This window comes from Aeromonas sp. R5-3, from assembly GCF_040908225.1.
In the GTDB taxonomy this organism is placed as follows: Bacteria; Pseudomonadota; Gammaproteobacteria; order Enterobacterales; family Aeromonadaceae; genus Aeromonas; species Aeromonas dhakensis.
This window is the reverse complement of record NZ_JBFODH010000024.1, coordinates 16,006-37,740: the sequence shown is the minus strand read 5'-3', so window position 1 is coordinate 37,740 and position 21,735 is coordinate 16,006. Positions and strand designations below refer to the sequence as shown.

Here is a 21,735-nt window from a genome sequence, read left to right as displayed (position 1 = left end):
CCAGAGTCATCTCTGGCCACGACTGATGCCAATTTAATTAAGCGACTTATCGATATAACCATATGGGTTGACGGATTAAATTTATCTTGAAATGAAAATCATTCTCACCTTTAAATATATAAACAACGAAACACGACAAGTTGTCAACGCCATGAATGAGATGAAAGAACTGACCGCGATGCAGGCGGCTTGCTGGATGGGGCGCAGCTCACATGCCCATCTGGGGGGCGTCAGTGCCCACCTCTATGCCGAGTTTGACGGCCCGGCCCTCGATCTGGCGCGCCTGCATGGTGCGCTGGAGCGTCTCTATCAGGCGCACCCCATGCTGCGCCTCACCGTCACCCGGGAGGGAACCCAAACGCTGGGGGATCCTGCCCCGGCCGTGCTGGAGATAGATGATTTCCGCTCCCTGAGCGGCCAGCCACTGGCCGATGCCCTGGCCCGCAAGCGGCAGGAGTGGACCCACCAGCAACTCGATCTGAGCCGGGGTCAGGCGGCCCGCTTCTCCGTCACCCGACTGGCAGACCAGCGCCAGCGGCTGCACATCGACACCGACATGATGGCCGTCGATCCCTCCAGCGTGCGGATCCTGCTCGCCGATCTGGCCCAATGGTACGAAGAGCCGGAGTGGACGCCGCCGCCAGCCCCCTCGTTTTTTGCCTGGCACGAGGCTGTGCAGACGCGCCTGCGCGCGCGCCGGGAACAGGATCGGCAGTGGTGGCGACAACAGCTGCCAACGTTGGCGCAGGCGCCCACCCTGCCGACCGTTCCGCAGCCGACGCCCCCCGCCAGCGAGCGCCTCAGCGCCACCCTGGATGCCGCCACCTGCCAGGCCCTCACCACCCTGGCACGGCAGCGGCGCCTGACCCTCTCCAGCCTGATGTTGGGCCTCTTCGCCCACGCCCTGGGCAAGGCCACCGGCGACAGGCGTTTTCGCCTCAATGTCCCCTTCTTCTGGCGCGAGCCCGTGCTCGGCAACGAGCAGCGGATCGTCGGCGAGTTCGCCAACCTCACCCTGGTGGACGTGGACCTTGACCAGGCCGGCACGCTGGATGCGCTGTGCCGGCAACTGGCGGCCCAATGGCACCAGCGCCTCGGTCACGGCGCCTATTCCGGCGTGGCGGTGATGCGCGATCTCTCCCGCCACCACGGCTCGGCCCAGCTGGCCCCCATCGTCTTCACCGCCGCCCTGGATCTGGAAGGGGGCTCGCTGTTTGACGAACGGGTGCACAGGGTCTTCGGCGCCATGAACTGGGTCATCTCCCAGGGCCCCCAGGTGGCGTTGGATGCCCAGATGGTGCGCCTGCGCGGCGAACTGCTCATCAACTGGGACGTCCGCCTCGATGCCCTGCCGCGCCCCTGGATCACCGCCCTCTTCGACGATCTGGTGGCACAGTTGCGCCAGCTGGCGCGGGATCCCGCCCTGCTCGACACGCCACTGCATCGCCGCCGCGAAGCCCCCCTGACGCCGCTGCAGCAGGCCTACCTGCTCGGGCGCACCACCCAGTTTCCGCTCGGGGGCGTGGCCATGCAGGAGTACCGGGAGTACCGCGGCAAGATGGAGCCGGCGCTGCTGCGCGCCCGCCTGCAAGAGATGGTGCAGCGCCACGATGCGCTGCGTACCCGCATCGATGCCGACCGCCTGGTACAGATCGTCGATGACGAGGCGCGCCTCAATCTGCACGAACAGGACCTGCGTCAGCTGACCGAAGAGGAGGTGGCTCCCAGGCTCGCTCGCCACCGGGAGGCATACAGCCATGCCCTGTTCGACCTGACGCAGTCTCCCTGGGATCTGACCCTGCTGCACCTGCCGGGAGACGAGCTGGTCGCCTTCGTGCGCATCGATGCCCTGATCCTGGATGGACACGCCATCGCCACCCTGATGCGCGAACTGTTCGAAGGAATAGTGGCCCCCGCGCTGCCCTCTCCGCCCGCTCACGAGCCCACGGCGGCGCAGCGGGAGCAGGCAGGGGACTACTGGCGACGCAAGCTGGCCAGGCTGGAGGGGCCACCGCGCCTGCCCTGGACCCAGCCGCTCGAAGGTCTGCGCAGTGCCCGTTACGCCCGCCAGCGGCAACGCATACCTGCCGGGCAGGCGGCCGCGCTCTACAAGCTGGGTGCCCGCCAGCACCTGTTCAAGAACACCACCCTGATGGCCGTCATCCTGGAGGTACTCTCCCGCTGGCGCGACGAGGGAGATCTCTGCGTGGCCGTGCCGGTGGCCCCGCCACCCGGCGGACCGCTGACCAACCGATCCAGCTTTATCGCCCTCACCTGGCAGCCCGCGGAGGGCACCCTGCTGGAGCGGGCCCACATCCTGCAGCAGGACGTCATGGAGGGGCTGGATCGGCTCGCGTTCTCCGGGGTCGATATCGCCCGCCAGCTGGTGGAGACCCATGGCGGCGGGCCCGCCCTGCCCGTGGTCATCACCAACGGACTGGCCTGGCCGGTGGCCGCGTCAGAGAGCCCCATGCAGTGGCAAGGGGGGCTGACCCAGACACCCCAGGTCGCCATGGACATTCGCATCAGCCAGCAGGCCGACGGTACCCTGGTGCTCGACATCGACTACGCCAGCGAGGCTCTGGAGGCCGCGCTGGTGAGCGATCTGCTCGCGGCCATGGCGCGTGCCGTGGCCCGGCTGGCGGAGGGAAAGGCATTTCACCTCCCTGACCTGGTCACCCCCACCCATGCCCGTCACAACAGCCTGCCGGACGCCGCCTGCCACACCGACTTCCTCCAGCGCATCGCCGATCGCCTGTTCCATCCGCAGCACGAGGCTGTGGCCCTGATCCAGGGGGAACGACGGTTCAGCTACCGGGAGCTTGGTCACGGCGTGGGGCGCGTGATGCATGCCCTGAGCGAGGCCGGCATCGAGGCCGGGCAGGTCGTCGCCATCTGCCTGCCGCGCAGCCCAGAACACACCATGGTGACCCTGGCCTGCGCCCTCAGCGGCATCATCTGGGTGCCCGTCGATGCCGCCTCGCCAGCCGATCGCCGCCGCTATCTGCTCGACAACTGCTGCCCCGATCTGGTGGTGGCAGAGCCAGGCGCAGAGACCGGCCACCCCACGCTGACCCCGGCCCCCCTGCTGGCCGGCTCCGACGCCTCCCTCGGCACGCCCTGGGCGGGGCGCAGTGCCCACACCACGCCGGCCTACTACCTCTATACCTCAGGCACCACGGGGCGCCCCAAGTGCGTGGTGCTGAGCAACCAGGCCACCGCCAACGTGATCGGCAGCACCCTGCAGCGCTGGAACATCACAGAGCAGGACAGGTTTCTCTCCGTCACCCCGCTGCACCACGACATGTCGGTCTTCGACGTGTTTGGCTGCCTGACCGCCGGCGCCACCCTGGTGCTGCCGGAGCCAGGCGCCGACAAGGATGCGGTGCACTGGGGCCGGCTCATCGCGCGTCACGGCGTCACCCTCTGGTGTTCGGTGCCAGCCATGCTGGAGATGCTGCTCGCCTGCCACCCGGTCGACACGCTGCAGAGTCTGCGGCTCATCGCCCAGGGGGGGGATTACATCAAGCCGGGCATCATAGAACGCCTGCGCACCGGCTTGCCTGCCACCCATCTCTTCTCCCTCGGTGGGCCGACCGAAACCACCATCTGGAGCATCTGGCACGAGATAAGCGCCGACGATCGGCAGCGCATTCCCTATGGCACACCGCTGCCGGGCAATGCCTACTGGCTGCTGGACGAGCGCGGCGAACACTGCCCACTCGGGGTGGCGGGCCGCATCCATACCAGCGGCGTCAACCTGGCCCTCGGCTACCTCGAACAGGGGCAGCAGATCCAGACCGACTTCGTCACCCTCACCGATGACAGGGGCCAGCCGGTGCGTGCGTTTCGCACCGGCGACCGGGGCCGCTACCGCCGCGACGGCACCCTGCTGTTCGACAGCCGGGTCAACGGTTACATCAAGGTGCGCGGGGTGCGTGTATCTCTGCCCGACGTAGAGAGTGCCCTCATCACCCATCCGGCCCTCGCCCAGGTGCTGGTGGTGGAGTACGGCGACGAGCAACAGGGAGAGCTGGGGATCGGGCTGCTCTACGTCTGCGCCACCGGCCACCGGCTGGACCCGGCCGCCCTGCGCGAGTTTGCCCGCGCGCAGTTGCCGGCCTCCCATGTGCCGACCCGCGCCCTGGCCGTCGAGCAGCTACCCCTCACCGCCAACGGCAAGCCGGACAAGCCCGCCGCACGCCACCTGCTGGCGCAACCCGCCCCCCGTCACGGGGTGCTCGACATCTATCTGGAGGTGCTGGGCGCGGCACCGGGCAGTGCCGACAGCCGGCAGCCCTTTACCGCGCTGGGGTTGCGGCCCCAGCACCTGAAGACCATTTCGGCCCGGCTGCGCGAACGCTTCGCCGTGGAGCTGTCACCGGGCCAGCTGCTGGCCTGCCGCACGGCGGCCGACGTCGAGGGGCTGCTGGCCAGCGTGCGCGCCTGATCCTGCGCCCCGGCATGGCCGGGGCGCATCACCTTTCCTTTGGGAGTGTTTATGGAGACCACACACGTGGATATCGCCGGGGTCGGCATCGGCCCCTTCAACCTGGGGCTGGCGGCCCTGCTGGACCGGCATCCCGAGCTGAGCGGGGTATTTCTGGATCGCAAACCGGCCTTCAGCTGGCACCAGGGGCTCCTGCTGCCGGGCACCACGCTGCAGGTGCCCTTCCTGGCCGATCTGGTCACCCTGGCCGACCCGACCCATCCGCTGAGCTACCTCAACTACCTGCACCGGCACGACCGGCTCTACCCCTTCTACTACTACGACCACTTCCAGATCCCGCGCCGCGAGTATGACCACTACTGCCGCTGGGCCGCCGAGCAGCTACCCAGCTGCCGCTTTGGCGAAGAGGTGGTAGCGGTGCATTACGATGCGGGCAAGGAGCGCTTCTGCCTCGAGAGCCGCGACGCCGACGGCCGGCCCCGCCACTACCAGAGCCGTGATCTGGCCATCGGCATCGGCACCCGCCCGGCCCTGCCAGCCTGGGCGCAGGGGATCGATCATCAGAATCTGCTGCACTCCGCCGACTTCCTGCACGCCAGGGAGCGCCTGGCCGCCTGCCGCCGGGTGACCGTGGTCGGCTCCGGGCAGAGTGCGGCCGAGTGCGTGCTGGCCCTGTTCCAGACGCTCACGCCGGAGCGGGTGGCCGCCGGGGCGGCCATCCAGTGGATCACTCGGGCCCCCGGCTTCCACCCCATGGAGTACTCCAAGCTGGGGCAGGAGTGCTTCACCCCCGGCTACATGGACTATTTCCAGCGCATCCCGCGGGAGAAACGGCGCGCCATCGTGGCCGGGCAGGGGATGCTCTACAAGGGGATCAGCTTCGCGACCATAGGCGCCCTGTTCGACCTGATCTACGAGCGATCCATCGGCGGCCAGACACCCGGGCTGACCCTCTTCTCCAGCTGCAATCTGGAGGCGGCCGAAGTCCTGAGCGACGGCGCCCTGCGCCTGACCTGCCACCACACCCAGCTCGATCAGCGTTGTACCCTCGAGGCCGATGCCGTGGTGGCCGCCACCGGCTATGCCCACGCCTGGCCCGCCTGGTTCGAACAATTGAAGGGTGAGGTGCTGGCCGTGGACAAACAGGGGGACTGCATAGTGCAGGAGGACTTCACCGCCCGCCGCGCCGATCGGGGCACAGGCCGGGTCTTCATCCACAACGCCGACATCTTCCAGCAGGGGGTAGGCTCGCCGGATCTGGGGCTCGGGCCCAACCGCAATGCCCGCATCCTCAACCAGCTGCTGGGCCGCGCCCACTACCACCTGCCCGCCCGCACCACCTTCCAGCACTACGGTCTGCCGACCGACTGAGCCAATCAGTGAGCCCCCTTGCGGGGGCTCACGCCATCACACCTGTGGGGCCAGGGCCGCGAGCGGGCTGGCGGTACCCTCCCGCACCAGCTGTTCGAGCAACCGCTCAAGCAGGGCACAGAGAGTCTGTATCTGGGCCGGGCTGTAGCGACCATCCCGGTAGGTGATGACCAGCCGCAGTCGCCGCTCATCGTCCAGCACATCCTCCATGATCTCGAACTGCAGGCCGAACATGGTTTCGGTCTTGTCCGCATCGATCTGGCGGTAGCGCAGCCCCTCGCCTGCCGGGGTCGGCAGACGGCCGTTGAGGGCGTTGCTGGCGTGGATCTGGATGTAGACGTCGAACAGCAAGCCGTCGGCTGGCGTCATGCCCAATCCCTGCTGGATCTGTTCGAGCGGCACATCCGCGTAGCAGAGTGAGTCGTTGATGGTACGGGTCACCTGGCGCAGCAGATCGCCAAACCGGGTGGTCGCGGCAAACGACACCCGATGCGCCACCATGGTAGTGAAATAGCCCACCGAGTCGAAGAAGGCGGGATCGGTGCGCCCCGAGGTCGAGGTGCCGATCAGGATCTCCTCGGCCTGACCCAGCTGGTGCAAGGAGAGGGCGATGGCCGTGTACATCAGGGTAAAGATAGAGGCATCGTGGCCACGGGCCAGCTCATAGAGCCGGGCCAGCGTGCCCCCGGCCGGCTGCCACTCGTGCCAGCGGGCAGCCCAGGTTTCCCCCTGCAGGGGCATCACCGGCAAGGGAGGACGGCGGGAAGCCGGCACGGCGCCGTGCAGCAGACGGGTCCAGTAGGCCAGGTGCGTCTCGTTGATCCCATCCGCCGCCTGCCGGCGGGCAAAATCGTGAAACGCCGGTGCCGGCGCATCCCAGCGGGGGGCAGGCCCGGCGGCGCGAGCCAGGTAAGCCTGGGCCAGCTCCCCCATCATCAGGTTGATGGACCACTCGTCCACCACCATGTGATGCACCAACAAGGAGAGCTGCTGGCGCCCCGTGGCCGGATCGCGCAGGAAACGGATCCGCAGTGGCAGCTCCCGGGTCAGGTCGAAGCGATGGGCCGCTGCGTCGGCCAGGGTCATCCCCTGCGACTCGGCACTGCCCCAGAACCAGCGATAGCCGGCCAGCTGATCGACCGGGAGAATGCGTTGCCGCACTTCGCCATCCTGCGTCATGAACAGAGTCCGCAAACTGGCGTGGCGCTCGATAATATCGGCAAAGGCGCGAGCAAACAGGGGCTCGTCCACCTCGTCAATAAAGTCGAGGGCAAAGGGAAGATTAAAAATGGTGCCAAAGTCGTGGGCTTCATAAGCCCGCCACAGAGAGGCCTGCGCCAGGGCGAGCGGAGCCGGTGCCCTGTTATTTGCCGGGACGGCTTCCGGCAATGAAGCCTGCTCTGATATCACGGCCTTGCGTGCCAGGGCCGCCGCCGTCGGCGATTCGAAAAAGTCATTGAAGCGGCACTCGATGCCGTGCTCGCTCAGTAATTTCCCTATAATTCTGGTCGCCAGCAGGGAGTGACCACCATTATCAAAAAAGTCATCATCCGGTCCCATATCGGGCGATGACAAGGCACGGCGAAATTCCTCAAGAATAATCCGTGAAATATTCTTGCCGACATCATGAGCAGGGGCACAAGAGGCTGGTGTGGCAATGCATGCCGGGGATGATAGCAGCAGCGGCGTTTGCCCGGCCTGGCCGGTAGCCAACCGATCGTAGTGCTGCTTCAGCGCCGCCATCAGGGTCTGTGGCGAACCCTGTTCCGCAAGCACAGGATGCAGCACCAGCGCCAGTGTCACACTATTTTCTGCGTTGATAATCAATGCCTTGAAAGGTGGTTGGCGGGCACTGTCCCAGGGGAGCTGCTGCACTCTCCGTACCAGCTCATCCACCTCGTCAGCCGCCAGACGATGAAATTCCAGACAGGGATACCAGCCATTTATCTGATATTTAAATAGATCGCCATCGGCACTGAAAAAATAACGGGCATTGAGTTCCGGCTGCTCTTTTATTAATAACTCAACACTCAGTATCAACAGCGAAATATCAATATCGTCAGGGAGCGGCCAACACATCGCCTGTTTAATTATCTGCTCGGGCTGCTGTTGTTGTAACAACCAGCAGCTCTCTTCATGGGCACTGACAGGCAGCTCAAGCAGCCCCTCATTATGGAATTGCAGCAAAAGCCATCTCCTTCTCTGTGGAAATATAACCCTGTGAATTACGTCTGTTTTATTTGAAATAACCACGGACGCATGCCCCTCCCCCCTAATTGGCGGGAAAGGCATTGCGATATATCGATGAACACGATACCGTGCAAATGATTACCATAATGATTTTCATTCTCAAATAAAAATAACACGAGGTTCAGGAGAGAAATCGTGGAAATGGGCACAGGCTCCTTCCAGGCGCAGTTGCATCGTCTGTATCAGGAACATCACGGATGGCTCTGCTCGCTGCTAAGACGCAGGTTGGGCAACAGCTGCGACGCCGCGGATCTGGCGCACGACATCTACCTTCAGCTGCTGCGCAAGGGACATATCCCCACGGCGGCCGAGTGCCGTCGCCATCTGATGCAGATCGCCAAGGGCAAGGTGATCGATCTCTACCGCCGGCGTGCGCTGGAGGCCCGCTACCTCGAGCAGCAAAGCTACCAGCCCGACGCTCAGGCCCCCTCGGAAGAGCTGCGCGCCATGCAGCGCGAGGCGCTGGGAGCCGTCGCATCAGCCCTGCAACGCCAGTCCCCCAAGATCCGCCAGGCCCTGCTGCTCTCCCGCCTCGGCGGCCTCGGTTATCAGGACATCGCCAGCCAGCTGCAGGTGTCCGTTTCATCGGTCGAGAAGTATATCGCCCAGGGCGTGCAAAGCTGCCATCGCAGCCGGCCCGGCGGCGGCATCTGACCCGGATGGGGGAAATAAAAAGATTCATTTGAGGTTTTTTGTCCCCCGTACGGAAAACCACAGAGATCCGGTCGCTCGTTGCGGCCACCATCACTTCACCGTGGAGAAATAGCCATGAAGGCAGACGATGTGCAGTGCCCCGAGGCCAATGCTGGCGGGCCCATCAGCCGCGTGCTGGCCCCCATTCGCGGCCACCTGATCGCCGCCGCCCTGCTGGCGGCCATCGGCGCCATGCTGACCCTGGTCCCGCTGGCCGGGATCGCCCACCTGGCGGGCCTGATGCTGGCCGAGGCCGCCGTGCCAGGCGACGCGATCACCGCAGTGCTCGGGATCAGCCTGGCCTGCCTGTTCGGCGGCATGATCCTGCTCAGCGCCGGCGATCTGGTGGCCCACCTGGCCGACAACCGCATCACCGGCCAGCTGCGCCTGACCCTGACCCGGCGGCTGGCCCGGGTGCCCCTCGGCTGGTTCACCGCCCGCGCCTCGGGGGAGGTCAAACAGGCGATGCAGGACGACATCGGCACCCTGCACAGCCTGACGGCCCACTTCTACACCACCCTGGGCCGCTGCAGCGGCGCCGTGCTCATCTCCCTGATCTACCTCTTCGCCATGGACTGGCGGATGGCCCTCATCGCCCTCTCCCCCTTCCCGCTCTTCTTCCTGTTCTCCGCCCGCGCCCACCGCGCCAGCGCCGCCAACATGCAGCAGTTCGGCGCCGGCATGGCCCGCATCAACAACGCCGTGGTGGAGTTCGTGAGCGGCATCCCCGTGGTCAAGGCCTTCGGCGTGCAGGGCCGGCTGCACACCAGCTACCGCAACGCCATCGATGACTTTGCCCGCGCCTTCACCGATTTCACCCGTCCGCTGGTCGCGGCCATGGCCAACGCCAACGCCATCATGGCCCCCGCCTCGGTCCTCGGGGTGGTGCTGGCCGGCGCCGTGGTGATGGTGCGAGCGGGTGCCATGACACCGGCCGAGGTGTTGCCCTTTGTGCTGGTCGCGCCGGGGCTGTGCGCCCCCCTGATGCTGCTGAGCTACCTCAAGCACGATCTCGGCAGCGCCACCGCGGCCGCCGAACGGATCCACGGCCTGCTCACCACTCCGGTATTGACGGAGCCCGCCGCCGGCACCGGTTTGCAGCCGGCCGACAACACCCTGCGCCTCGAGCAGGTGAGCTACCGCTACGACGACCAGCCCCCGGTGCTCAGCGAGCTGACCGTCACCCTGACCCCGGGCACGGTCACCGCCATCGTCGGCGCCTCCGGGGCCGGCAAATCGACTCTGGCCAGACTGCTGTTGCGCTTCTTCGACCCGAGCGAGGGGCGCATCACCCTGGGTGGGGTGGACCTGCGCGATCTCGAGAGCCGCGAGCTCTATCGCCACATCGGCTTCGTGCTGCAAGAGGTGCGCCTGGTGCACGCCAGCCTGCACGACAACATCGCCCTCGGCCGCCCCGGCGCCAGCCGCCAGGAGGTCGAGGCCGCCGCGCGCCGCGCCAACATCCACGACCGCATCCTGGCCCTGCCGCGGGGCTACGACGCCGTGGTCGGTGAGGACGCCAACCTCTCCGGCGGCGAGCTGCAACGGGTCAGCATCGCCCGCGCCCTGCTGCTCGACCCGCCGGTGCTGGTGCTCGACGAGGCCACCGCCGCCGCCGACGCCGACAACGAGGTGAAGCTGCAACAGGCACTCTCCACCTTCGCCAGCGGCCGCACTCTGGTCGTCATCGCCCATCGGCTCGACACCGTGATGCACGCCGACCGGATCCTGGTGCTCGACAACGGCGTCCTGTGCGAGCAGGGGCGCCACCACGAACTGCTGGCCCGCCGCGGCCGCTATGCCCGTCTATGGGAACAGGGGGGATACGACACTCCCGCCCAGACCCACCCCCCTCATCAGGAGGCCGTCCCCACATGCTGAACACCTTCCTGCGCCTGCTCGGCGACGACGCCGTCCTGCTGCGCCGCTACGGCCTGCTGGCCCTGCTCTACGGCCTGCTCTGCGGCCTGACCCTGGTCTGCCTGATCCCGGTGCTCACACACCTGCTGCGCGCCGAGACCGACGCCGCCACCGGCTGGCTGCTGGTGCAGCTGATCGGCGTGCTGCTCTGCTGGAACCTGCGCCGCCGGGTGGAAAAGGCTGGCATCGCCGTGGGGATCGCGGTGCTGCGCACCGGCCGCCACGCCCTGGGCGAGCACGTGGGCAGCCTGCCCATCGGCTGGTTCACCCCGGCCAACACCGCCCGCCTCAACCACCTGGCCTCGCAAGGCATGATGGAACTGGCCCAGCTGCCGGCCCACGTCTTCACCCCCCTGCTCGGCGGGGTGATCACCCCGCTGGTGGTGCTGGTGGCCCTGTTTGCCCTCGATGTGCAGCTCGGCCTCATCGCCCTGATCGCCCTGCCGCTGCTGGTGGCGGTCTTCCTGCTCACCACCCGCCTCAACCAGCACGCCGACCAGACCTTCCACCAGCATGCCGCCGATACCAGCCAGCGCATGGTGGAGTTTGCCCAGGCCCAGTCGGTGCTGCGCGCCTTCAACGGCGAGCAGGGGGGCACCCGTTTCCTCGAGCAGGCCATCGCCCAGCAGCAAGCCTCCGGCAGGCAGCTGATCCGGCTCACTGCCCTGGCCTCCGGGCTCAACATCTGGGCAGTGCAGGCCTGCTTTGCCACCCTGTTGCTGGTGGCCGCCCAGCACCTGGGTGGGGCCGACAGGGAGAGCCTGATCGCCGCCCTGGTGACCCTGGTGCTCATCAACCGCTTCATCGATCCCCTGCTCGACGTGGCCGGCTACAGCGACGTGCTGCGCGGCGCCCGTGCCCAGCTGGCGGCCCTGCAAACCATGTTCGACTACCCGGCCCAGCCGCAGCCGGCCACTCCTGCTACCCCGCTGGATGGTTCAGTGGAGCTGCGCGGGGTGCACTTTGGCTATGACCCGGCCCACCCGCAGGTGCTCAAGGGGGTGGATCTGGCGGTGGCGCCCGGCAGCATGACGGCGCTGGTCGGCGCCTCGGGCTCGGGCAAGAGCACTGTACTGCGGCTCATCGCCCGCTTCTTCGACGTCGGCGAGGGGGCCGTGCTGGTGGGAGGGGTGGACGTGCGCGCCATGAGCGGTGAGGCCCTGGCCAGTCACATCAGCCAGATCTTCCAGGATGCCTATCTGTTCCAGGGCACCATTGCCGACAACATCCGCATCGGCAAGCCCGAGGCCAGCGATGCCGAGCTGCTGCACGCCGCCCATCAGGCCGGGGTGAGCGAGATAGTCGAGCGCCTGCCGCTCGGGCTCGACACCCAGGTTGGCGAGGGTGGCACGCGCCTCTCGGGGGGCGAGCGCCAGCGGATCGCCATCGCCCGTGCCCTGCTCAAGGACGCCCCCATCCTGCTGGTGGACGAGGCCACCGCCGCGCTGGATGCGGAGAACCAGGCCACCATCACAGAGACGCTGGCCCGGCTGCGGGGCAAACGCACCCTGATCGTCATCGCCCACCAGCTCTCGACCGTGGCCATGGCCGATCAGATAGTGGTGCTCGACGATGGCATGGTGTGCGAGCAGGGCCCCCACGCCGTCCTCAGCCGCCAGCCGGGGCGCTATGCCCACTTCCTGGCGCAGCGCGCCAGCGCCAAGGGGTGGCGCCTGACCGGAGAAGACGCGTGAGGGCGCTCCTGCTGCCGGCGACCCTGCTGGTGCTGGCCGCATGCTCCCTGCTGATCGGGGCGCGCCCCCTCCCGTTGGCGGAACTCTTCGCCGGGGATGGCCTGCTCACCCTCACCGCCAGTCGCCTGCCGCGGCTGGCGGCGGTGCTGTTGACCGGCGCCGGGCTGGCGGTGGCCGGCGTCATCCTGCAGCAGATAGTGCAGAACCGCTTTGTCGAGCCCGCCACCTCCGGCGGGCTCGACGCCGCCAAGCTTGGTACCCTGATCGCCCTGACCCAGCTACCCGCCGCCGGCACCACCGGCCGCATGCTGGTGGCGCTCGCCTTCTGCTTTGCCGCCAGCCTGCTGTTCATCGTCATCGTGCGCCGCATCCGCTTCAAGAATACCGTGCTGATCCCGGTGATCGGCCTCATGTATGGCAGCGTGCTGAGCGCCCTCGCCGAGTTCTACGCCTACCAGCACAACATACTGCAGAGCATCCAGGGCTGGATGCTGGGGGATTTTTCCAAGGTGGTCGAGGGCAACTACGAGATCATCTACCTCATCCTGCCCATCACCCTGCTGACCTATCTCTACGCCCACCGCTTCACCGTGCTCGGCATGGGGGAGGAGGCCGCAGCCAGCCTGGGGCTCGGGTACTCGGCCACCGCCACCCTCGGCCTGCTGCTGGTGGCGGTCACCGTGGCCGCCACCGTCATCACGGTCGGCGCCATCCCCTTCGTCGGGCTGGTGATCCCCAATCTGGTGGTGCTGCGCCACGGCCAGCACCTGAGAAAGACCCTGCCGCTGGTGGCTCTCTATGGTGCCCTGCTGCTGCTGGCGTGCGACCTGCTGAGCCGGCTGCTGATCCACCCCTTCGAGGTGCCCATCGGACTCACCGCCGGCAGCCTCGGCGGCGTGCTGTTCCTGCTGCTGATCCTCTGGCAGCGCCGATGAAAGAGACTCTTATGCGTTACGGGATCTGGGGGCTGCTGGCCCTGCTCGCCGCGACCTTTGTGCTGTTCGGGTCGGATCTCGACACCGGCTACATCATCCCCCAGCGGCTGCTGCGCCTGGCCGCCATCACAGTCGCCGGCGTCTGCATCGCGGTCTCGGCCATCAGCTTCCAGACCCTGGCGGGCAATCGCATCCTGACCCCCGCCATCATGGGGTACGAGGCGGTCTATCTGCTGCTGCAAGCCCTGCTGGTGCTGCTGCTCGGCAGCCAGAGCCTGCTGCTGCTCGGGCGCGAGGAGAACGGCGTGCTGTCGCTGCTGCTGATGCTGGGGTACTCGGCCATCATCCACCGCTGGCTGTTCCGGCCCGGGCAGACCGATCTGTTCCAGCTGCTGCTGACGGGGCTGGTGCTGACCATGGTGTTTGGCACCCTGACCCAGTTTGTCCAGCTCAAGACCAGTCCGGGGGAGTTCGCCATCCTGCAGGGGTTCGGCTATGCCTCGTTCAACCGGGCCCAGCCGCTGGAGCTGCTGATGGGGGGCGGCCTGGTCGCTCTGGTCTGTCTCGTCATCGCCCGCCGCCAGGCCGAGCTCGACGTGCTGGCGCTCGGGCGCGAGCAGGCCAGCTCGCTCGGGGTGGATTACCGACGGGCGGTACGCCTGCACCTGGCGCTCATCGCCGTACTGGTGGCCGTCTCCACCAGCCTGGTCGGCCCCACCGCCTTCATGGGGGTGTTCGTGGCCAACATCAGCTATGCCCTGGCGCGCACCTTCCGCCATCGGGTCACCCTGCCGCTCGGCTGCGCCATCGCCATCGCGCTCTTCATCCTGGCCCAGTTCCTGGTGGAGCAGATCTTCAACTACCGCACCACGGTCAGCATCCTCATCAACCTGGTGTGCGGCACCTACTTCCTCGCCCTGATGGTCAAAACCAGAGGATCACCATGATCTCCCTCGAACAGGTTCATCAGCGCTACGGCGATCGCACCGTCCTGCGCGACATCACAGTCGACTTCCCGGCCGGTCGGGTCACCTCGCTGATCGGCCCCAACGGCGCCGGCAAGAGCACCCTGCTGATGGCCATGGCCCGCCTGCTGCCCATCAGCCAGGGGCGGATACGCCTGGGGGGCACCGACCTGCACCGCTTCACCGCCCGTGACTACGCCAAGCGGGTCGCCACCCTGCGCCAGTCGCCGGACGTGGGGCTGCGACTGACGGTCGACGAACTGGTCGCCTTCGGCCGCTTCCCCTACAGCCAGGGCAACCTGACCCGGGAAGACCGCATCGCGGTCGACGAGGCCATCGACTTTCTCTCCCTCGCCCCCTTGCGCCGGGCCTACCTCGACGAGCTGAGCGGCGGGCAGCGGCAGCTGGCCTACCTCGCCATGACCGTCGCCCAGCAGACCGACTGCCTGCTGCTCGACGAGCCCCTCAACAACCTCGACATGAAGCACGCGGTGCAGCTGATGCAGGCGATCCGCCGCCTCAGCGACGAGCAGGGGCGTACCCTGATCCTGGTGGTGCACGACATCAACTTCGCCGCCAACTATTCCGATCACATCGTCGCCATGAAGGGGGGCGCGCTTGCGGGCAGCGGCCCGGTCGCCGAGATGGTCACCCCGGCCAACCTGGAGACGCTCTACGACCTGCGCTTCGACATACTGCAGAGCCAGCGCGGCCTGCTGTGCAACTACTTCAACCCAACCCCGTCTGGAGAATTGTTATGAGGATCAATACGCTCACCGCCGTGCTGCTGGCCGCCATCGCAGGGCTCACCGGCTGCGACGCCCCCAGGGAGCAGGCCGCCACCGGGGCCGACGGCACCCTGGTCACCGTGACCCACCAGCTCGGCACCACCCGGGTCGTCACCCCGCCCAAGCGGGTGGTGGCCTTTGACATGAGCGAACTCGATACCCTGGATCAGCTGCAGGCTCCGGTGGCCGGCATCGCCAAGGATTACGTGGCGCACTTCCTGCAGCGTTACCGGGACGACCCGGCCGTGATGGACGTGGGCACCACCATCCAGCCCAACCTGGAGCGGCTGCACAAGCTCAAGCCGGATCTCATCCTCATCTCCCCCCTGCAGGCCCAAAGCTACGAGGCGCTGAGCCAGATAGCCCCGACCCTGCACTACGACATCGACATGACCAACCGCGACGGCCACATCCTGGAGGCCGCCAAGGCCCACCTGCTCACCCTCGGCACCCTGCTCGGCCAGGAGGCGCTGGCCAAAGAGAAGGTGCAGCAGATGGACGCCAAGATCGCCGAGGTGCAGGCGCTGACGCGGGATCGTCCGGAAAGAGCGCTGATCGTGCTGCACAACAACGGCGCCTTCACCGCCTTTGGCACCCAATCCCGCTACGGCTTCCTGTTCGACACCCTGGGGGTCAAGCCGGCCGGATTGGAGCGGGACACCGGCATGCACGGCCAACCCATCTCCAACGAGTTCATCCAGCAGGCCGACCCGGACATCCTGTTCGTCATCGACCGCACCGCCGTGATGGAGCGACGCGCGGCCATCGACGCCGGCACCCTGGACAACCCGCTGCTGCGCCAGACCAAGGCGTGGCGCAACGGCAAGGTACGCTTCGTCGACCCCGAAACCTGGTACCTCTGCACCGCCAGCTTCACCTGCCTGAACCGCATCGCCGACGAGGTGATGGCCGCCTATCGCAGCTGATCCCCCGTGCCCGGCCAACGCCGGGCACCAATACGCAAATGAGAGTTATTTTTATTTGAGGGTTTGAGAGTGTCATCCGGAAAGCATAAGGAGACAAAAACGCACTCCTCACCCTGAAAGGAATCCTGCATGCAGACATTGCACTCATCCTCCCTTGCCGTGCCGCGCCACGGACTCTCCCGCCTGACGCTGGCCATCCTGGCCGGCCTGCAACTGGGCAGCGCCTGGGCCGCCCCGGCTCCCCGTGAAGAAGCCTCCCCCCGTCCCGACGAAGTCGTCGTGGTGGAGGGTCGCAAGGCCTATGCCGGCGGCCAGGTCGCCGCCGACAACCGGGTCGGCCTGCTCGGCAACAAACCCTTCCTGGAGACGCCGTTCAACACGGTGAGCTACACCGAGGAGTACATCGAGGATCGCCAGGCCCAGGACATAGGCGCCGTGGCCGGTGCCACCAACCCCTCGGTCTATGTGCCGAGCAAGCGCAGCCTGTTCGAGACCTTCTACATCCGCGGCTTCAACACCAACGCTAACGACATCACCTTCAACGGCCTCATCGGCATGGCGCCGAACATGCGCAGCTCCACCGAGATGGCCGCGCGGGTCGACGTGCTCAAGGGGCCTTCGGTACTGCTCAACGGCATGCCGCCGGATGGCAGCGTGGGCGGCAACATCAACATAGTGCCCAAGCGCGCCGGCAAGACCCCCCTGGCCAAGGTCACCGCCAGCTATGAATCGGACGGCCTCGGCGGCGTGCACCTAGACCTGGGTCGCCGTTTCGGCGACGAGCAGCAGTGGGGGGTACGCTTCAACGGCGTCTATCGGGACGGGGACACCGCGGTCAACGACCAGCAGCACAAGATGGAGCTCACCTCGGTCGGGCTGGACTGGCGCGGCGAACGGGCCCGCGCCTCGGCCGATCTCTACCGTCAGCACGAACGGGTGGACGGGGTGAACTACTTCGGTATCTTCTCGGTCGCCAGCCAGGTGACCCAGCTGCCCGAGCCCAAGCGTGGTGACTACTCCCTGGCGCCGGCCTGGGCCTACACCATCAACGACACCAAGGCTGCCGTGCTGCGTGCCGAGTATGACCTGACCGACAACCTCACCGCCTTCATCGCCTGGGGCCAGCGTGACGGCGGCTACAGCGCCCTCATCACCCGCAACACCCTGCTCAACGATGCCGGCGACATCAATGCCATGGCGGCCCGCTCCGAGCGGGACGGTACCCAGCGCTCCGGCGAGGCGGGCCTGCGCGGCACCTTCGGCACCGGCCCGGTCGATCACGCATGGTCGCTAGCCGCCACCCGCTACACCTCGGAGCAGACCTTCCGGGACAAGATATTCTTCAATCACGCCATGACCAACTACGACCGGCTGGACTTCGGGCCCGCGCCGGATCTCGCCGGGTACGGTGCAGTCACCTCGCGCAGCGAGGCGACCCTGGCGAGCGTGGCACTGGTCGATACCCTCTCCTTCCTCGATGGCGACCTGCAGTGGACCCTGGGGGCCCGCCGCCAGACGGTCGAGAGCAGCAACTTCAACGGCAGCGGCGACCAGACCGCCCGCTACGAGGAGAGCCGGGTCTCGCCCGCCACTACCCTGCTGGTCAAGCTGCGCGACGATTTCGCCGTCTACACCAACTACATCGAGGGGTTGAGCCAGGGGGGGGCGGCGCCGAACACCGCCAGCAATGCCGGCGAGATCATGAAGCCCTATCAGACCAAGCAGTATGAGGTCGGTGCCAAACTGGATCTGGGCCACTTCGCCCATACCCTGAGCCTGTTCCAGATCGCCAAGCCGAGCGCCTACACAGACCCCAGCTCCAACGTCTACGGGGTCTACGGGGAGCAGCGCAACCGCGGCATCGAGTGGGATCTGTTCGGCGATCTCACCCCCGAGCTGCGCCTGCTGGGAGGGGCCTCCTACACCCAGGCAGAGCTGACCAAGGCGCTCAACGAGAGCAACGTCGGCCACCAGGCCACCGGGGTGCCCAAGTGGATGGCCAAGCTCGGCGCCGAGTACGATCTGGCCGCCGTGCCGGGGCTGACCCTGACCGGCAACACCCAGTTCATCGGCGAGCGCTTCGTCACCGATGACAACCGCCTCTCGCTGCCCTCCTACACTACCTTCGACCTGGGGGCTCGCTACACCATGCGGATCGCCGACCACGCCCTGACCGTGCGGGCCGCGGTGCAGAACCTCACCGGTCGCGACTACTGGATCGGCTCCTGGTCCGGCGGCGACGGCAGCGGCCTCTCCGGCGGCCTGGGGGCGCCACGCACCTTCCAGCTCTCCACCTCGCTCACCTTCTAAGCAGCAGAAAAGCCATTGTCAAAATGGCTTTTCTTTTATGTGCCTCCGATGCAGCCCCGGCCGGCTTGCGCCAGATCGGATTTTCACGCCGCACCGACAGCATCTGACTCACTTGTGCGGTATGCTGTCACGCTCACGATCAACCATGACCTCTGTTGAGGCCTGCCTTATGAAATACCTAGTAGTTCAAACCAAGCAGATAGGGGATGTACTGATCTCCACCGCGCTGTGCAACAACCTCAAGCAGAATGATCCAAGCGGCGAAGTTCACTATCTGGTCATGGATTATTGCGCGGGTATGGCGCAGGGCAATCCCAATATCGATCGACTCATCATCATCGAGAAGGCCAGGCGCAACGAGTGGCGCTACATGAAGGATCTGCTGCTGACCATCCGCCGCGAACGCTACGACGTGGTGGTCAACAGCCAGGGCCAGATGATCGGCCTGCTCAGCTGCCTCTTCTCCGGTGCCCGCCTGCGCATCGGCTTTGACTCCTTCCCCTGGCGGCTCGGCCACAACCGTATCGTCCGTTTTCGCAAGGACACCGAGTTTCAGGGCAACAGCACCCTGGTCGACGACCGTTTCTCGCTGCTCAAGCCGCTCAAGCTGGCCCGCGAGGATCGCAACTACTACCTCTGGCTGAGTGAAGAAGAGAAACAACAAGGAAGAGATGCCCTGCTGGCCGCCGGCGTCGACCTGAACCGCCCGCTGATCGCCATGGGCGTCAACTCGCTAGGACACTACAAGCGCTGGCCCATCGACTGCTTCGCCAAGGTCGCCCAGTGGCTGATCGAGCAGCACCATGCCCAGATCCTGATCTACTGCGGGCCGGGGGAGGAGGAGTACAACCGCGGCCTGAAACCGCTGCTGCCCGCCGCCCTGCAAGCCAGCGTCTTCGACCACATCAAGACCCGCTCGGTACGAGAATTGGTGGGGCTGTTCGCCCACTGCCGGCTGTTTGTCGGCAATGATACCGGCCCCCGCCACATGGCGCAGGCCATCGACCTGCCCCTGCTGACCATAGTGGCCCCCGGTGGCGACAAGATCATCGCCAACCCGGTCAACCACCCCCGCTATCAGGCCATTGATGTGTTCGATGCCAAGGGGCCCGGCTTCCAGCTGCCGCAGAAAGCGGAGAAGGACTTCATCGACGAAGCCCTGCTGCGCGCCATCACTCCCGAGCTGGTGATTGCACGGCTGACAGCGCTGCCTGATTGGCAAGCAGCCACGCCCTGAAAGTACGCTCGAATTCGGCCAGATCGAGGGAGTTGATATCTTGCTCCCTGGTATTGGCCGAGAACAGCACTGTGGCTGACGGGGAGTTGGGGTGCCACTCCAGGAAGTTCTCGTTGCCGCCCCCTATGTCCGGGTTGTAGAGGCCAAGAATGGGCTTGTGCAGCCCGGCGGCGATGTGCACCGTCGCCGTGTCCACCGAGATCAACCCCTGACACTGGCGCAGCTGGGCAAACAGCCCGGCCAGCGAGGGCGCATCTGGTGACAGCAGCAGGCGCTCCGGTTGACTCAGGCCGGCCCGGATCCCGGCCACTTCTTCTTCCATGCCCGGCGGATAGAGCAGGCAGATGGCGCCAGAGCCAGCCGCCAGCATCTGCTCTATCATCTGGCTGATAAGCTCGGGCCGCAGACGGCGGGAGCTACCACTGCCATAAGGGTTGAAACAGAGGACCGGCGCGGCCGGCCACCAGCTGGCCAGCGCATCGGGCGGGCTCATGCTCGGGACTATGTACTGCTGATCCGGATTGGTCACGCCGAGCCGTTGCAACAGCAGGGCAAACTTGTCGGAGAAGTGCATGCCGCTGGAGGCCTTGCCCAGCTTGAGGTTGACCGCCTGCAGGGCATCGTCCATGCCGGCGACCCAATCCGCCCTCACCTGACTGATGAAGTAGATGTCCTTCATTTTCAGCATCTTGCCAAAATGCACCAGGCACTCTACTTCCCCCAGCGAATGGGCCAGCAGCTTGAGCTGGCCATAGCCCGGCCGCTTGGGCACCTCTATCACCTTGTCCATGCCGAAATGATCGCGAAACAGGGGCGCCATGGCCGCGGTCGTGACGATCCACACCTCCCGCTCCGGGCTGGCGCGCTTGATCTCGCGGGCCACCCAGGACGAGACGATGGCATCGCCCAGTTTGGCATCCCAGCGCAGCAACACTATCTTCCCCTTGCGCTCGTGCAGCGGAGCCGGCCGTTTGCGATCGAACAGCAGTTGCCCCAGCTTGCGGCGAAGAATGTCACGCTGGAGTTGCAGATCGTTGATTAATGACATGAATCCACCAGAAGAGCCGTTGAATTGGGAGAACGATGATACCAGCCTGACGCGGCTAGAGCGCCATCAGGGCATCGACCTGACGGCTGATCTCGGCCGGCGACAGGGCCGCCAGCTGATCCGTGGTCGAGCGCAGGATGATGTTGCGACCCGCCAGCGGGATGAAGGCATCGCGCCAGCGCTCGTTGTTCATCAACACCAGGGTGGGCACCCCGAAGGAAGAGGAGATATGGATGATGGAGGTATCGGTGGAGATGACCCCTCGCGCATCCTTGATAATCTTGGCGGCATCGAGAATGGTGTCGGGAAACAGCGCTCTCATGTCTTGCCGTGAACAGGCCACTGGCTGCCTGGAGAACACCAGGTAGGAGATCCCCTCATAGGCAGGCAACTGCGCCAGAATCCCGTTGATCTGCGCCTCCGTCATCGAGTTGCCGACCTGGCTGCCCGTCAGGTTGACCAGCAGATAACGGCCATACACACGGGTATCCAGCTGCTCGTTGCAGGGGGACGGTATGGTGACCGGCACCCCGGTCTGCTCACCGGTCACGCTGAGCATGCGATAGACGAAGTGATCCCGGCTGGGACGTGACGACACTATGGTGGCCTTCTTGTCGAACAGCGGCAGCAACTTCTGCTGCCCTTCGCTCTTGAAGCGCAGGGGCAACGACTGCAAGCGCCCGTTGGCCAGCAACAGCAACTTGGCCATGGCGATATCGTCAGGCTCGTCAAACAGATTGATCACCAGATCATATCGCCGCTGCCTGAGTTCACGCAGCTTGCACCACATGCTTGCCGGCAACAGGGTGTCGTTGAGGGTGATCACGTGGCATTCGTCGATCCCGACGACCGATGCCGCCAGCAGCTGGTTGCGCCGGCTGCACACCAGCTCGAGCCGCGCGGCGGGGTAGATCTCCCTGAGCCTGGCGATGGCGGGCAGGGTAAGAATGAAGTCGCCGATGGCGTCATAACCGACCACCAGCACCCTCTCCACCTGCGCTCCGGCAGGCCATGGGGCGGCGTCAGGCTCTCTGCCAATCAGCCATCTGGCAATGGAATGGGTAAGCAACTTTTTGAGGTTCATGGGTCATCCAGCATGTGTGGCCGCTGCTTTGGCAAGGCCCGCAGGGTGCCGACCCACCGTCGGC

The 21,735-nt window shown here is 66.0% G+C and carries 14 protein-coding genes; 11 read left to right on the top strand and 3 right to left on the bottom strand.

Annotation, left to right across the window (positions count from 1 at the left end; genetic code table 11):
* Nucleotides 1–160: 160 nt before the first annotated feature.
* Both AB5Y95_RS16930 and basC read left to right on the top strand, forming a co-directional pair.
* Complete coding sequence (locus tag AB5Y95_RS16930) at nt 161–4,450, top strand: amino acid adenylation domain-containing protein (RefSeq protein WP_368161643.1); 4,290 nt, start codon at nt 161–163, stop codon at nt 4,448–4,450.
* A 66-nt stretch (nt 4,451–4,516) separates the two neighbouring features.
* Nucleotides 4,517–5,821, top strand: a complete 1,305-nt coding sequence (gene basC, locus AB5Y95_RS16925; protein WP_368161734.1) for a putative histamine N-monooxygenase — start codon at nt 4,517–4,519, stop codon at nt 5,819–5,821.
* A 36-nt stretch (nt 5,822–5,857) separates the two neighbouring features.
* Here basC and AB5Y95_RS16920 read toward each other — a convergent pair whose 3' ends face one another.
* Nucleotides 5,858–8,008, bottom strand: a complete 2,151-nt coding sequence (locus AB5Y95_RS16920) for a condensation domain-containing protein (RefSeq protein ID WP_368161642.1) — start codon at nt 8,006–8,008, stop codon at nt 5,858–5,860.
* 204 nt (nt 8,009–8,212) lie between these two features.
* Between AB5Y95_RS16920 and AB5Y95_RS16915 the strand changes: the two genes are divergently transcribed.
* The 9 genes from AB5Y95_RS16915 to AB5Y95_RS16875 all read left to right on the top strand — a co-directional run bounded on the left by AB5Y95_RS16915 (nt 8,213) and on the right by AB5Y95_RS16875 (nt 19,539).
* On the top strand, nt 8,213–8,725 hold the full coding sequence (locus tag AB5Y95_RS16915) for a sigma-70 family RNA polymerase sigma factor (protein ID WP_019840901.1): 513 nt from the start codon (nt 8,213–8,215) through the stop codon (nt 8,723–8,725).
* Nucleotides 8,726–8,839: 114 nt separating this feature from the next.
* Nucleotides 8,840–10,645, top strand: coding sequence for an ABC transporter ATP-binding protein (locus AB5Y95_RS16910; protein WP_368161641.1), 1,806 nt, complete (start codon nt 8,840–8,842; stop codon nt 10,643–10,645).
* Nucleotides 10,639–12,378: an ABC transporter ATP-binding protein gene (locus AB5Y95_RS16905; RefSeq protein WP_368161640.1), complete on the top strand. Its 1,740-nt coding sequence runs from the start codon at nt 10,639–10,641 to the stop codon at nt 12,376–12,378. The genes AB5Y95_RS16910 and AB5Y95_RS16905 overlap by 7 nt, the downstream gene beginning before the upstream one ends.
* Complete coding sequence (locus tag AB5Y95_RS16900; protein ID WP_368161639.1) at nt 12,375–13,313, top strand: ABC transporter permease; 939 nt, start codon at nt 12,375–12,377, stop codon at nt 13,311–13,313. The genes AB5Y95_RS16905 and AB5Y95_RS16900 overlap by 4 nt, the downstream gene beginning before the upstream one ends.
* An 11-nt stretch (nt 13,314–13,324) precedes the next feature.
* Nucleotides 13,325–14,260, top strand: coding sequence for an iron chelate uptake ABC transporter family permease subunit (locus AB5Y95_RS16895; RefSeq protein WP_277988288.1), 936 nt, complete (start codon nt 13,325–13,327; stop codon nt 14,258–14,260).
* On the top strand, nt 14,257–15,039 hold the full coding sequence (locus tag AB5Y95_RS16890; protein WP_368161638.1) for an ABC transporter ATP-binding protein: 783 nt from the start codon (nt 14,257–14,259) through the stop codon (nt 15,037–15,039). The genes AB5Y95_RS16895 and AB5Y95_RS16890 overlap by 4 nt, the downstream gene beginning before the upstream one ends.
* On the top strand, nt 15,036–15,992 hold the full coding sequence (locus AB5Y95_RS16885; RefSeq protein WP_368161637.1) for a siderophore ABC transporter substrate-binding protein: 957 nt from the start codon (nt 15,036–15,038) through the stop codon (nt 15,990–15,992). Before AB5Y95_RS16890 ends, AB5Y95_RS16885 begins: the two co-directional genes overlap by 4 nt.
* A gap of 129 nt (nt 15,993–16,121) precedes the next feature.
* Nucleotides 16,122–18,302, top strand: a complete 2,181-nt coding sequence (locus tag AB5Y95_RS16880; protein ID WP_368161636.1) for a TonB-dependent receptor — start codon at nt 16,122–16,124, stop codon at nt 18,300–18,302.
* A gap of 169 nt (nt 18,303–18,471) precedes the next feature.
* Nucleotides 18,472–19,539 carry a glycosyltransferase family 9 protein gene (locus AB5Y95_RS16875; protein ID WP_368161635.1) on the top strand — a complete coding sequence of 356 codons (1,068 nt, stop codon included), beginning with the start codon at nt 18,472–18,474 and terminating at the stop codon, nt 19,537–19,539.
* Here the strand turns inward: AB5Y95_RS16875 and AB5Y95_RS16870 are convergent.
* Together AB5Y95_RS16870 and AB5Y95_RS16865 are read right to left on the bottom strand one after the other, a co-directional pair.
* Nucleotides 19,475–20,587 (bottom strand): glycosyltransferase family 9 protein, encoded by a 1,113-nt coding sequence (locus AB5Y95_RS16870; protein WP_368161634.1) that lies wholly within the window; start codon nt 20,585–20,587, stop codon nt 19,475–19,477. The genes AB5Y95_RS16875 and AB5Y95_RS16870 overlap by 65 nt on opposite strands.
* A gap of 55 nt (nt 20,588–20,642) precedes the next feature.
* Entirely contained in the window at nt 20,643–21,671 is a 1,029-nt protein-coding gene (locus AB5Y95_RS16865; protein WP_368161633.1) for a glycosyltransferase family 9 protein, read from the bottom strand.
* Nucleotides 21,672–21,735 lie beyond the last annotated feature (64 nt).

Bases quoted from the DNA above. Each gene is read 5' to 3' on its own strand.
- AB5Y95_RS16885 (WP_368161637.1), top strand. From the start codon at position 15,036: ATGAGGATCAATACGCTCACCGCCGTGCTGCTGGCCGCCATCGCAGGG.
- AB5Y95_RS16865 (WP_368161633.1), bottom strand. From the start codon at position 21,671: ATGAACCTCAAAAAGTTGCTTACCCATTCCATTGCCAGATGGCTGATT.
- AB5Y95_RS16875 (WP_368161635.1), top strand. From the start codon at position 18,472: ATGAAATACCTAGTAGTTCAAACCAAGCAGATAGGGGATGTACTGATC.
- AB5Y95_RS16880 (WP_368161636.1), top strand. From the start codon at position 16,122: ATGCAGACATTGCACTCATCCTCCCTTGCCGTGCCGCGCCACGGACTC.
- AB5Y95_RS16930 (WP_368161643.1), top strand. From the start codon at position 161: ATGAAAGAACTGACCGCGATGCAGGCGGCTTGCTGGATGGGGCGCAGC.
- AB5Y95_RS16910 (WP_368161641.1), top strand. From the start codon at position 8,840: ATGAAGGCAGACGATGTGCAGTGCCCCGAGGCCAATGCTGGCGGGCCC.
- AB5Y95_RS16895 (WP_277988288.1), top strand. From the start codon at position 13,325: ATGCGTTACGGGATCTGGGGGCTGCTGGCCCTGCTCGCCGCGACCTTT.
- AB5Y95_RS16890 (WP_368161638.1), top strand. From the start codon at position 14,257: ATGATCTCCCTCGAACAGGTTCATCAGCGCTACGGCGATCGCACCGTC.
- AB5Y95_RS16870 (WP_368161634.1), bottom strand. From the start codon at position 20,587: ATGTCATTAATCAACGATCTGCAACTCCAGCGTGACATTCTTCGCCGC.
- AB5Y95_RS16915 (WP_019840901.1), top strand. From the start codon at position 8,213: ATGGGCACAGGCTCCTTCCAGGCGCAGTTGCATCGTCTGTATCAGGAA.
- AB5Y95_RS16905 (WP_368161640.1), top strand. From the start codon at position 10,639: ATGCTGAACACCTTCCTGCGCCTGCTCGGCGACGACGCCGTCCTGCTG.